This window comes from Chryseobacterium kimseyorum (assembly GCF_025971945.1).
GTDB classification, from domain to species: domain Bacteria; phylum Bacteroidota; class Bacteroidia; order Flavobacteriales; family Weeksellaceae; genus Chryseobacterium; species Chryseobacterium kimseyorum.
In genome coordinates this window covers 37,783-50,882 of record NZ_JAPDHW010000020.1, presented here as the reverse complement: position 1 = coordinate 50,882, position 13,100 = coordinate 37,783, and the positions used below count along the sequence as shown (strand labels likewise).

The following is a 13,100-nucleotide window of genomic DNA, read 5'->3' as shown; positions in this document are numbered from 1 at the left end:
TTTGCAACAAGCTTTTAAGGATCTGTTTCGGTGTAGTGAAAAACAAAATAGCTTATCAGGCAGATTATCAGAAAACCTTAAAATTTTAACTTAAAGAATTTGCAGATTAACATAGAACATCGGGGCTAAAACCACCCGTCAAAAATCCCTTCAGAATTTCCACCACTTCTCCTCTGGAGGGGAATTCCTGCATTACATCGATTTATCATTGCGAGAAACAAAGTGAATTTTATTTAGTAAGATAACTTTTAAAGCTTTTCCAACCAATTAAAAATTTTATCATAAATCCTTACAAATTTCTTTAGGGTTAATAATGAAAATCCTTTGTGATATTTGTGTTTTCAAATTAAACTTTCGCTCCCAGTTCAATTACCTCCAGATCTTTTATTTCCTCTCCATCAACTACAAACCGCATCATCGTTCTCATTTTATGCCATCCCTGTTTTCCACAAGCTCCAGGATTTAAATGCAACAGATTGTTTTTCTGATCGTACATCGCCTTCAAAATATGAGAATGTCCTGATATAAACAACTTCGGAGCTTTCACTGAAATTTCTTTCTGAGCCAGTGGCGTGTATTTTCCGGGATAACCACCGATGTGAATCATCAGAACTTCAACTTTTTCGCAGAAAAACCGGTTGACCTCAGGAAATTCTGAACGGATTTTTGCGCCGTCGATATTTCCCCAAACCCCTTTTAAAGGTTTTATTTTTTCAAGCTGTTCAATGATTTCAAAACTCCCGAAATCTCCGCAGTGCCAAATCTCATCAGCCTGTTTTGCATAATCTAAAATTCGGTCATCAATGTAAGAGTGGGAATCGGAGAGGAGAAGGATTTTGGTCATTAAAATTTCATTTTTTACTTCGAAAATCAAAAGAAATTATTTAAAAAGCTTTCAAAATCGTTTTACAGACTTTGAAAGCTTAAGTGCAAAAATCTTTTGCCTCTTTTGCGGTTTTCAATCAGTCGCAAATTTACTCAATAATCCCGAATTGATTAACTTTGGAAAAATTAAAAAAATGAAGCAAAAGCTATCTCTATTCTTTGTACTCGTCTCCTTTATCACATTCGCTCAGGTCGAAGAAAAGAAATTGGATGAACTCATTCAAAATACTTTAAAAACCTTTGAAGTTCCGGGAATGTCTGTGGGAGTCATCAAAGACGGGAAAATTATTTACTCTAAAGGTTTTGGAGTAAGTTCATTAACGTCGAAACAGCCTATGGATGATACAACTCTCGTTGGAATTGCTTCTAATTCAAAAGCGTTTACCTGTACGGCACTTGCGATTTTGGCAGATGAAGGAAAGCTGAACTGGGATGATAAAGTGTCAAAATACCTGCCTGAATTTCAGATGAATGATGCCTACGTTTCGCAAAATGTGACCATCAGAGATTTAGTGACGCACAGAGCAGGATTAGGTTTGGGACAGGGCGATTTAATGTTCTTTCCGGAAGGTGGAAGTTTAACGGTGAATGATATCGTTCATAATGTAAGATACTTAAAACCTGAAAATCCTTTCAGAACAACATTAGATTATAATAATGTCATGTTTATTGTTGCCGGAGAAGTAATTCACAGAGTTTCCGGGTTGACGTGGGCAGAATTTATTGAACAGAGAATTATGAAACCTGTAGGAATGAACGCTAGTTTCGGAAGTTATAACAGAGCAAAAGCAGTTGCCAATAAAATCGACGCGCATGCGCCTGCAGACGGAAAAGTAATCGCTGTACCTCATGACTGGAATGAAACAGCAAATGCGGCGGGAGGAATTATGAGTAACATTAAGGATATGACGACCTGGGCAGAATTTCTTCTCAACGGATTTACAACGAAAGACGGAAAGAAATTAGTTTCCGACAAACAGATTCAGCAGCTTTGGAATTTACAGATTGCAAGTCCGGTAGCGATGAAGAATCCTTATGATACAGGTTTTTACGGTTATGGATTAGGTTGGTTCTTAAGCGATATAAAAGGTCATAAACAGGTTCAGCATACAGGTGGTTTAATTGGAACGGTAACTCAGTTTACCTTAATTCCGGATATGAAACTGGGAATCGTTGTGTTGACAAACCAGCAGTCTGGAGCAGCGTTCAACACAATTACAAACACTGTGAAAGATTCATATTTAGGCGTTGCCGACAGAAACTGGCTGAAGACGTACGGTGACAGAATGTCAAAAGCCAACGCGGAATATGAAAAACAGAAAAAAGAAGCGTTCGCAAAATCAGAAGCCTTTAAAAAAGATAAAAACCTTCAGCCTACAGCCGAGCAGTTTGTCGGGAAATATAATGATGTCTGGTTTGGGGATGTAGAAATTGTTCAGCAGGGAAATACCTACAGAATTTCATGTAAAAATTCTCCGAGACTGAAAGGCGAACTGCTTCCTTATTCAAACAATTCTTTTATCGTTAAATGGGATGACCGAAGCTACGATGCCGATGCTTACATTATTTTCAGCTACGATGAAAACGGAAAGGCAGAATCGGCAAAGATGAAAGCGATTTCAGATATCACAGATTTCAGTTTTGATTTTGATGATTTAGATTTAAAAAGAAAATAATTTTCATGAAATTTTAAACAGGCTCTCATACTTTATAAAATATCAGTAGAAACGGGCTTTGAGCCCGTTTTTTTATTAAGAAAATTCCTAATGGTATAAAAATTAAATATTTTATATCACTGTGGTGAATATTTATCTAGAATTGTTTTTGAATGTAAATTTTCTTTTATCTTTGTTGAAACACACATCTAATGAAAAAAATATTTACTTCAGTATTTATTTTGGTTTTCCTGTTAATGAATAGCCAAAATATTGTTTTCCCGGACCCTGTTTTTAAAGCAGTTCTTGTTGGGGCAGGACCTAATGTAACTACAGCAAAAGATCTTAACGGTAATTTTTTTAAAATTGATTCTAATAATGATGGCGAAATTTCATTGATTGAAGCCTCATTGGTCGGTTATCTAAATATTGAGCTTGGAGGAGTAAGCTCTGTGGAAGGGATTAGAAATTTCACAAATGTTTCCAGCCTGAATATATACTCAAACGATATTACGACAGTCGATTTGCATCAAATGCCGATGCTAAAATATTATACCCACGTGGGTAATGTTCTTCAAACAGTAAATCTGCAGGGAAATACCGGACTTTTAGAATTAAAAATTGAAGACAGTTTTAATTTAGATACTGTTGATCTGAGTACTTGTACAGCCCTAGAGAAAGTGAGATTTTACAATACGACTCTTACATCTCTGAATGTATCAAACCATTCTGCTTTGAAAGAGATCGATTGTGCTATGAATGATCTTCTTGCCTCAGCTCAGGTATTGGGATGCAATAATCTTGAATACGTCCAAATCTCCGGTAGTGTTCTTACTACAATTGATTTAACAGGACTGCATAGTCTAACCTGGGTAGATTTACATAATAATTATTTTACAACATTAAATTTTGAAGATCAAAATCAATTGGATTACCTTAATATTTGGGGAAATACTGATTTAACTTCTTTGTATATAAAAAATGGTGCTATTGAAACTATGAATTTCAGTGTGACCCCAAATCTGCAGTATATCTGTTGTGATTCCAGCCAAATTTCAACCATTCAAAATACAATTGTTTCTAATCCATCGTCTGGCTACAATTCATCTTGCATCGTAAATTCAACCTGCAATGACGTTCTTAGTGTAGCAGAAAATCAATCTGTAACTAATAACGTAAAAATTTATCCTAATCCGGTAGTAGATGTTTTTGATATTTCTACAGAAAATAAAATTCAAAGTGTGGAAATATTTGATACAGCAGGAAGATTAGTATTTTCAATCTCTAATCCCTCAAAATCTATTAATATTCATCATTTGAAATCAGGACAGTATTTGGTAGTTATCAAATCTGACAATAAAAAAACGTCCAAGAAGATTATTAAAAAGTAAGTGTAAAAATGTTTAAATTTTATTAGGCTCATAATAAAACAAAAACTTTTTCTTCGCACCGTCAAATTCAGACCACGAATTGCAATCGATTTCAAAACCTGCGACACCACATGTTGAAAAATGGAAAATGTTGTCAGTTATATAATTGGCAAAATTTGAAATTCCGTTGTTGTGAGAAAACAGAGCGACAGAATTTATCTGATCGTCCAAATCATAAATGACAGAATTGAAATTGTTTTCTGAGGGATTATAAAGTTTGTCGTTTGTTGTCAGATCTAAACGATAAGTTTGGTTAAAAACTTTACACGTACTTAGAGCTCTCACCGCAGGACTCGACACAAACTGATCGATCAGGATATTTTGGTTTTTAAGAAATTTAGACATTTTCAATGCGTCCTGTAAACCTTTGTCTGCCAATGGTCTGTCAAAATCGTCCATTTCTTCCGGCCAATCGCTTTTTGCATGTCTTACAAGGATGAGATTCTTCATAGTTCTGAGTTTGGAATATTAAAATTATAAAAAAAAATTGTGGAAAGTGACATCATTTTATAAAAAAAACTACGTTATGGATAAAATCATTAAAATTTCTTAAATTTGCAGACTTATGGGACAAATCCTTGCGATAGACTACGGAAAGGCTCGCTGTGGCCTTGCAGTAACCGATGATATGAGGATTATCGCCAGTGCACTGCAGACTGTAGAAACGAAGTTTTTAATGGGATTTTTGAAGAAATATTTCAGCGAAAACAAAGTTGAAGACATTGTCGTGGGTCTGCCGACAGATTTGAAGGGAAATCTTTCTGAAGTGGAAACTGATATTCTGAAATTTATAGAAAGTTTCAAAATTGAATTTCCTGCCATTCAGGTTCATCGTTTGGATGAGAGATTTACATCAAAAATGGCCTCTTTTTTTATCTCCCAAAGCGGGAAAAGTAAAAAACAGAGACAGGAGAAAGGATTAATAGATAGAGTAAGCGCAACCATCATATTGCAGAATTTTTTAGAACAAAGAACAAGATGATTTTACCAATTAGAGCCTTTGGAGATCCTGTTTTGAGAAAAGTAGGAAAAGATATAGATAAAGATTATCCTGGTCTGCAGGAGCTCATCGACAATATGTTTGAGACGATGTACAGTGCCAATGGTATTGGGCTTGCAGCGCCACAGATTGGTCTTGATATCCGTATTTTTATCGTAGATGTAACTCCGTTGGCAGAAGATGAAGATTATGAAGATATTGCCGAGGAGCTGAAAGATTTCAAGAAAGTATTCATCAATGCTCAGATTCTTGAAGAGTCTGGTGAAGAGTGGAAGTTTAATGAAGGCTGTCTTTCGATTCCCGATGTAAGAGAAGATGTGAAGAGAAAAAGTACGATCGTTATAGAATATTATGACGAAAATTTTGTTAAGCATAAAGAAACTTTTTCCGATATTAGAGCCCGCGTAATTCAGCATGAATATGACCATATTGAAGGGACGTTATTTACTGATCATTTGAGTTCTCTAAAGAAAAAACTGGTCAAAGGTAAATTGGTGAAAATTTCTCAGGGTGACGTAGCCATCAGCTACAAAATGAGGTTTCCGAAGTAAAAAAATAGAAAATAAATAAACAATAAACTGCAGTTTGTCTTGAGCAAATTGCTAAAATTTAAAAAAAATAAGATTATGCTGTTAGAAAAAATAATTTCGATTTCTGGTAAACCAGGTCTTTACAAATTAGTTTCGCAATTGAAAAACGGATTTATTATTGAAGACGTTACAACAAAAAAGAAAGTAAGCATCGGTAACTCAAGCCAGGTGAGTTTGTTGGATAATATCGCAATGTTTACATTCGATAAAGAAGTTCCTTTGTTCGAAGTTTTTGAAAATATTGCTAAAAACTATGAGTACAAAGAAACGATTTCTCACAAATCTTCTGAGGATGAGTTGAAAGAGTTTATGGGAGCATCTCTTCCAAATTATGATACAGAAAGAGTATATTTTTCTGACATCAAAAAGTTAGCTCAATGGTACAACATTCTTCACAAAGCAGGATACATCACTCCGGAAAGCTTCGTAAAAGCTGAGACGGAAACTGTAGAAGGAGAAAGCGCTGAAGGTGATATCACCGGAGAAAAGGCAGCTCCTAAGAAAGCAGCTCCAAAAGCAGATAAGCCTGCAACTCCAAAAGTAAAAGCAAGTACAGGAGCTAAGGCAGCTACAAAAAGTACACACAGAAAAATGGGATAATCAATTTATCTGAATTTATACAAAACCTTATCAGTAATGATGAGGTTTTTTGTTTTTAGGCTAAAAAAAATTGACTTAGGAAAAATGGAGCGTTAAGAAATCAAAGATTCGACGGAGTCAAAATTAAATGTTAATCCGTTAAAAAATTCCAACTGTTTGAAGCGTGAAATCAATTTTGAACTGAAGAATTGATTGAGAATTCGCACGAGTTTTGGGAATTGTAGGATCGGTTATTAATTTTTAGCGGAATTTTCCAAGTCTTTTCCCGAGGCTTCGGGACTGATTCTTTTGTTTGATTTCGTCGAATCTTTGATTTCAAGACAAAAGAACTAATAAAGATTTACCTTAAATTTGCATGAAATCAACACTCAAATTATGAATACCAGACAGGAAAAACTCGAAGCTTTCGGAAGACTATTGGATATTATGGATGACCTTCGTGAAAAATGTCCTTGGGATCAAAAACAGACGCTTCAGACGCTTCGTCATCTGACATTGGAAGAAACGTATGAACTTTCAGATGCGCTTTTGCAGGAAGATTTAATAGAAATTAAAAAAGAACTAGGCGACGTGCTTCTGCATTTGGTTTTTTATGCTAAAATAGGTTCGGAGAAAGAGAGTTTTGATATCGCCGATGTCATCAATTCTTTAAACGAAAAGCTGATTTTCCGTCATCCTCATATTTATGGTGATACTGAAGTGAAAGACGAAGAAGAAGTAAAACAAAACTGGGAAAAACTTAAACTGAAAGAAGGGAATAAATCTATTCTGGGCGGAGTTCCGAAGGGATTGCCAAGTATGGTAAAAGCGTACAGAATTCAGGATAAAGTGAAGGGAATTGGTTTTGAATTTCATGATGCAGAAGATGCGTGGAAAAAAGTGGATGAAGAAATTCAGGAATTTCATGACGAAACTGATTCAGGGAAAAAAGAGCAGGAATTGGGAGATGTGTTTTTCTCACTGATTAACTATGCAAGAATTTCAGGTTTAAACCCGGATTCTGCTTTGGAAAGAACCAATCTGAAGTTCATTTCAAGATTCCAGAAAATGGAAAATTTAGCCTTAAAGGAAAATTTAAAATTGGGCGAAATGTCGCTTGAAGAAATGGATATTCTCTGGGAAAAAGCAAAACAATTTGACTAAATGAAGACCAGTCACCCAGCACGAAACCGATTTCAGTATCTGATTGAAATAAAAAAAACCGAAAGGAAATGGCATTTTCCGTTTCTTGCGGCTTTGTGCATTGGTACGCCACTTTTGTTGGGCTGGTTTTCCGGAAAACCAAATTACGGAAGTCTCTCAAGTTTGGGTGCACTGACGATTCTGTATTATACTACAGCGCCCATCAGTCAGCGAATGATTCATTTGGCGGTCTGTGCTTTTGGGATGATCTTTTCCTTTACCGTCAGTCTTTTTTTTAGTTTTAATATTTATATGGCAGCGCTGTCCTTTGGGATTGTTTCTTTTCTGTCACATTTTATCACTTCATATTTTAAGATTCCGCCACCGGGAAATTTTTTCTTCATTATGCTTGCTGCAATGGCGAGTACTTATCAGTTTGATTTAGAAATGATTCCGACGAGAGTAGGGTTGGTGGCAATGGGAGCTATTCTCTCATGTTCACTGGCTTTTATCTATTCCGTTTTTGTGGAAAAAAGTGAAGTGGTAAGTGTACCAAGGAGAGTTTTCAAAAAGAAAAGATACACCAAATTTGTAGAAAGTGCGATTATCGGTTTAATCATGATGCTGACTTTAATTGTTGGCCACGTTCTAAAGTTTCAAAATACCTACTGGATTTCTATTTCTACCGTCGCCATTATTCAGGGACGGAATTTCGAGCATGTGCGACAAAGAAATATGCACAGAATTTTCGGAACTTTTATTGGTCTTGGTCTGGCCTGGTTGATTTTACTTTTTGATCCCGAAAAGATTATAATGATAGGAATTATTGTAGTTTTACAATTCATAGTAGAATTAATGATTGTGAGAAATTACGGTTTGGCCGTTATTTTTCTTACGCCACTCACCTTACTTTTGGTAGAAGCAGGAAGTCCCATTCATCATAATGTTGAAGATCTTATGGAGGCGAGACTGCTTGATACGGTTATCGGAAGCTTGATGGGATTGGGAGCCGGATTTCTTCTGCACCATCAACAGATCATCAATCAGCTGGAGAAAAACATCAGGTATTCTTTTTTTCAGTTTAAAAAATTAAAAAAATAAAATTATGCGCATTCTTGTTGTATTCGCCTTCATCTTATTAAGCTGTAATCCAAAAGCTCAGGATTCTGTAACCCAAGCACAGAACGATTTGAAAACAGAATTTTCTCTGCCGAAAAAGCTGAAAGAAGTATCCGGTATTGCTCTTTCTCAGGATCAGAAAACCATTTGGGCTATTGAAGATGCAGGAAATAAAAATGTAGTGTACGGACTGAACCGCCAAGGCGAACTGATCACCGATGTTTTAGTAGAAAACGCTGAAAATAACGATTGGGAAGATATTACAAAAGATGCTTCAGGAAATATATACATCGGAGATTTCGGGAATAATGAAAATGACAGACAGAATCTTTCTATAATAAAGTTAGATTTAAAAACTGATTCTCAGAAGTCGACAAAAGTCGTTCAGACCACAAAATTTCATTATGAAGGACAGACTGAATTTCCTCCAAAAAAATCAAACTTACTGTACGACTGTGAAGCTTTTGTAGAAAAAGACGGTAGTTTTTATCTGTTCACAAAAAACAGAAGCAAAGGTTTTGACGGAACTTTTCTGGTTTTTCAAATTCCCAATAAAGAGGGCGATTTTGAAGCGAAATTGGTTGGAAAACTGAAACTTGAAGGAGGGTACAGCGATGCTGCCATTACTTCAGCTTCGATCAATTCTAAAAATGAAATTGTTCTGCTGAATCATAAAAACATCAACATACTTTCCGGATTTACCGCGAATGATTTCAGTTCAGCCAAAATTCAGAAAATCTCTTTAAATCACAATTCACAGAAAGAAGCCATTGTTTTTGTAGATGATAAAACGTTATTGATTGCCGATGAAAAGGATAAGAAAACGGGTGGGAATGTATATCAGTTTTCTTTGAAATAAATATTTAGTTTGTCATTCCGGAGGAATCTCTACAGTGTATTTAATGTTGTAATGATTCTTTCAGAATGACAAACTTTGCTCTGTCAGCTACACGCTTTGAAGAGTCTAATTTCATTAAAAACTCAATCCCACGCCACCTGAAATTCTTCCTCCATCTTCCCCGATAAAATAGTCAACTCTCGCAGAGAACGTTTCCAGAATGCTCATCCAAAATCCTGCACCAACGCCTTGATGCCACTTATCAGATTGTTCACCGTCTTTCCATACTCTTCCCAAATCGTAGCCAACTAAAATTCCCAAATTGGTAGGAACGATATTGTTTTTTACACGACCAAAATTCCAACGGATCTCAGAATTGTTGGCGAAATATGATTTTCCGGCAAATCTTTCATTTCTGTAAGCACGCATTCCGTTGTTTCCGCCGATAGCTGCAGCCTGATAAAATTCAAAATTGTTGTTGTTGATGATCATCGCATTACTCGAATTGGCAAATACAAATTTTCCCCGCTTATCAATTCTGTGGAAGATATTCACCGTTCCGTTAAAGTTGGCGAAGTTTTGATTGAATTCTGAAATATTGGCTTTCCAACCTGCATTTAAAATCATTTCTAAACCTAAAGTCGGGAAGGCTTTGTTGTCTAAATTTTTAAAACTAAAAGTATAGTTCGCTCCTGCAAATTGTTGTCCATTAAAGACTTCAGGATTAACCTCTGTAGAAGCAGCTATAAAACGGTCTTGGTTATACTGTACTTTAGCATGTTCAAAATTCAGCTGGAACTGATGTTTCATATTGAGCCAGCTTGTATTTGAAATTGATGGTGCAAACTTAAACTGAGAAATACGAACTCGGTTGTAATCTCTTTCAACTTCATCTTTTTCATACACCGTTTCGTTCCCCAAACCAAAGAAGGTTCTTGCAAAAAATGGAGTGGTGTAAGTAGCATCAATTCCTGCATCCCAGCCGGCAATCGCTTTTTTGAAAATCCCTTTGTAACCTACATTGAATCCGCCTGTTGATGTGTAATAATTGGCGCTTAAACTATGTTTTTGGGTAAACGGATCACGAATAAAATTATTGACGGTGTAATTGGCTACAACTCCCAGAATAACGCCGTCATCCGGATTAAAATTGGCCATTGGATATCCTGCAAAGAAATTATATTTCGGGTGCTTCCAGTTGTACGTATTCACGTCATAATCGTTGGAGATATGTTTGGTTGCCGATTTTGCGTTATAGGTATTTTTTGAAGATTTAAAATCGTAGATTTTCACCTTACTTCCGTTATCTACATTATAGGTATCATGATTGTAACCTCCAATTAAGCGGATATTGATTTTCGATTTTCCTTCTCCCGACACTTCGTAAATGTCATCATCTTCCAAACCGTAGATCCACAGTTCTTTAGTTTTAGAGTCGTCATAGCTCTTTTCAAATACCAATTCCTCACCTTTATTTTTACCCAGCTGATACTGTTGTACTTCTACTGAATTTAATTTCTTGGTGATGACAAATTTATCCTTGTTCACTGTTCCTGTCAGAGGAATTTTTTCCTGCAAAACATCAGAATACTTTACAGCATATTCTTCCAGTTTACCTTTTCTCAACTTCAGTTTTCGCTGAATATCTGCTATCGTTTCGTCCTGAACTTCCTTTGGTAAATTATCAAAAGCACGGTCGATATCCGTATCTGATAAATGTTCCTGAATATATTTTGCCTGAGTCTTCCAATCTTGCTCATTTGCATTTTTCAGGAAGATTAAATCCATAGGATAAGGCTCCATATTCATCCAACGCACACTTTTGATATCGTCTTTAAACGTTTTCATATGACGGATTGCCGGAATATTCATAATGACCTTGAAAGCCGTGCCGTCATAGTTACTGAATGCCTGATCTCTGTCTCGCGGAATGGGTTTATAAATTACATGATCACCCACCTTATATTCCGCCCATTTCCATTGGTCTTCGTGTCTGTCCCAATCGCCGATCAGCATATCAAAAATTCTTGCTCTGATGTATAGATCCCGATCTACAGAATATTTTCCATCCTTTCTCATATTTTTCAGAACATCTGAAGTCGATAGAATGTCTGAAGCATTATCTAGTGACTGTAAAGTTTTTGGATCTGATGAAAAACGTTCTTCAATCATATACATTTCATCACCATAACTCTGATTATACTGCCCTAAAGATTTCTGTTTGGGAATGTAATACAATTCTGGATTGCTGTGAAAAATTCCCAGCTTGTCGATCATATTGTTGACAGCAAAACCTGTAAACGGATGATTTGTTGTATAAAAATCGAGTAAGAACCTCTCAGGAAATGTATTATTAAGTTCAGTTCCAAAGCTGTTTTTCTTAAAAGCCTGCGCATTTAGAAATCGGACTGCACTTTTCTTGATTCCGCGCATTACATATTCCTGTCCGTCACTTGTTCTCAAACGTAAGCTGTTCGATTGGTTTCCACCGCCCTCTCGAACAGGAGAGTATCCAGGGTCCATGTCTGAGAGATTTTTAGTTTTGGCTTCAATGGGAAGTGCATAGTATTTTCTGTAGTGATTTCCCCAAAGCCATGTGTAGAATTTTCCTGCTTTCGTCTGTCTTTCAGAATAAATGGTTGACGTTACAGTTGCCGGCAAAGTATCCGGATAATTATTTTGAAATACTTCAGGTTTTTTTAAAACTGCAATCTGAGTCAGCCTTTTAAGTTTATTGTTTTTAGTCGAAAAATATTCAACATCTGAACTTTGATCTTTTCTAAGGTTTAAGATAACAAAGCCACTTCCACCATAAGAAAAACCTGTATTTTCAAGAATCGTGGAAGGTTCAGTTTTTGAAGCTGCCCCGCTAATAATCTGCTTGATATTTCTGTTGGTGTGATATTGCAAATTGTGATCGTGACCGGAAACGAGAATTACATTTTCTTTATCCTGAATGATGCTTTTTATTCTGTTGGCGAAATCTGTGTAATGATTATTGCTTAAATCTTCCATGCTTACGCCTGAAGTACTTCTCAACAAATTAGCCACACTTGCAAGTCCGGGAAGCGGAACTTTACTGCCAAAAGGAAAAAGATGCGCCTTTGCAGAAGTAAAACCGGCATGTGTACCGGAACTGATCACAGGATGATGCATTGCCACAATTATTCTCTTATCCTGATTTTTTGTAATTAAATCTTTAAATTCAGCGTAAAAATCTGCTGTTGTCTTGATGTCGCAGCCTTTATTGATTCCAGGATATTTGTCCCAATTGACTAATGCCCATTCAGAATCGATAACGATCAGTTTGATATCTTTCGTTAAATTAATATCTTCAATCGGGCATGAGTTTTTAGGTAAGAAAGCTTTTTTGTCATTCAAATATGATTTTACAAATTCTTCCTGTGCCTTTAAACCCTCCAAACCGTGATACCAATCATGATTCCCCGGAATAACCAATGTTTTACCTTTGAAATTTTTAGTAATCGCCAATTGGTTTTCCATTTTTTGTTTTGCCAGAGGATATCCTTTGTCGCTTTCTTTCGGCATACCCAACGGATAAATGTTGTCTCCCAAAAACAGAAGCATTGAGTTTTTATCTGCAGAATCCAATTTGTTTTTAATGAAATCTAAAGTGTGCTGTGCCTGTGGCTCATCTGCATTTCCGGCATCTCCCACGAGGAAGATTTTGAAATCATTTTCAATTTTTGGGTCAGAATTTTGAATTTCATGCAAGTTTTTTCCTTTTTGTACGTTATAGGTTGCACAAGAAAATAGAAATCCGGAAAGAAGTATGATTCTCGCACTCGCAGAGAATATTTTTCGATCAAATTTAAAGGATAAATTCATACATTTACATTA

At 36.0% G+C, this 13,100-nt stretch carries 11 protein-coding genes; 8 read left to right on the top strand and 3 right to left on the bottom strand.

Annotation, left to right across the window (positions count from 1 at the left end; all coding sequences use genetic code 11):
• Window positions 1–346 precede the first annotated feature (346 nt).
• Window positions 347–844 (bottom strand): metallophosphoesterase family protein, encoded by a 498-nt coding sequence (locus OMO38_RS18435; RefSeq protein WP_264751647.1) that lies wholly within the window; start codon window positions 842–844, stop codon window positions 347–349.
• 175 nt (window positions 845–1,019) lie between these two features.
• Here OMO38_RS18435 and OMO38_RS18430 point away from each other — a divergent pair, with 175 nt between their 5' ends.
• Complete coding sequence (locus OMO38_RS18430; protein ID WP_264751646.1) at window positions 1,020–2,561, top strand: serine hydrolase; 1,542 nt, start codon at window positions 1,020–1,022, stop codon at window positions 2,559–2,561.
• A gap of 191 nt (window positions 2,562–2,752) precedes the next feature.
• Window positions 2,753–3,931 (top strand): T9SS type A sorting domain-containing protein, encoded by a 1,179-nt coding sequence (locus OMO38_RS18425; protein ID WP_264751645.1) that lies wholly within the window; start codon window positions 2,753–2,755, stop codon window positions 3,929–3,931.
• 12 nt (window positions 3,932–3,943) lie between these two features.
• On the opposite strand, the gene OMO38_RS18420 is transcribed toward OMO38_RS18425, so the two are convergent.
• Entirely contained in the window at window positions 3,944–4,420 is a 477-nt protein-coding gene (locus OMO38_RS18420; RefSeq protein ID WP_264751644.1) for a SixA phosphatase family protein, read from the bottom strand.
• 115 nt (window positions 4,421–4,535) lie between these two features.
• Between OMO38_RS18420 and ruvX the strand changes: the two genes are divergently transcribed.
• The 6 genes from ruvX to OMO38_RS18390 all read left to right on the top strand — a co-directional run bounded on the left by ruvX (window position 4,536) and on the right by OMO38_RS18390 (window position 9,260).
• A complete protein-coding gene (gene ruvX / locus OMO38_RS18415) occupies window positions 4,536–4,952 on the top strand; it encodes a Holliday junction resolvase RuvX (protein ID WP_264751643.1) in 417 nt (138 codons plus the stop codon).
• Entirely contained in the window at window positions 4,949–5,521 is a 573-nt protein-coding gene (gene def, locus OMO38_RS18410; protein ID WP_264751642.1) for a peptide deformylase, read from the top strand. Before ruvX ends, def begins: the two co-directional genes overlap by 4 nt.
• Window positions 5,522–5,596: 75 nt before the next feature.
• Window positions 5,597–6,160: a DUF5606 family protein gene (locus OMO38_RS18405; protein ID WP_264751641.1), complete on the top strand. Its 564-nt coding sequence runs from the start codon at window positions 5,597–5,599 to the stop codon at window positions 6,158–6,160.
• Window positions 6,161–6,535: 375 nt separating this feature from the next.
• Window positions 6,536–7,303 carry a nucleoside triphosphate pyrophosphohydrolase gene (gene mazG / locus OMO38_RS18400; protein ID WP_264751640.1) on the top strand — a complete coding sequence of 256 codons (768 nt, stop codon included), beginning with the start codon at window positions 6,536–6,538 and terminating at the stop codon, window positions 7,301–7,303.
• On the top strand, window positions 7,304–8,383 hold the full coding sequence (locus OMO38_RS18395) for an FUSC family protein (RefSeq protein ID WP_264751639.1): 1,080 nt from the start codon (window positions 7,304–7,306) through the stop codon (window positions 8,381–8,383).
• Between the two features lie 4 nt (window positions 8,384–8,387).
• Window positions 8,388–9,260: a hypothetical protein gene (locus OMO38_RS18390; protein WP_264751638.1), complete on the top strand. Its 873-nt coding sequence runs from the start codon at window positions 8,388–8,390 to the stop codon at window positions 9,258–9,260.
• A gap of 114 nt (window positions 9,261–9,374) precedes the next feature.
• Here OMO38_RS18390 and OMO38_RS18385 read toward each other — a convergent pair whose 3' ends face one another.
• The gene (locus OMO38_RS18385; RefSeq protein WP_264751637.1) at window positions 9,375–13,088 is read right to left on the bottom strand and encodes a metallophosphoesterase; all 3,714 of its coding nucleotides are present in this window, start codon (window positions 13,086–13,088) and stop codon (window positions 9,375–9,377) included.
• Window positions 13,089–13,100: the final 12 nt, after the last annotated feature.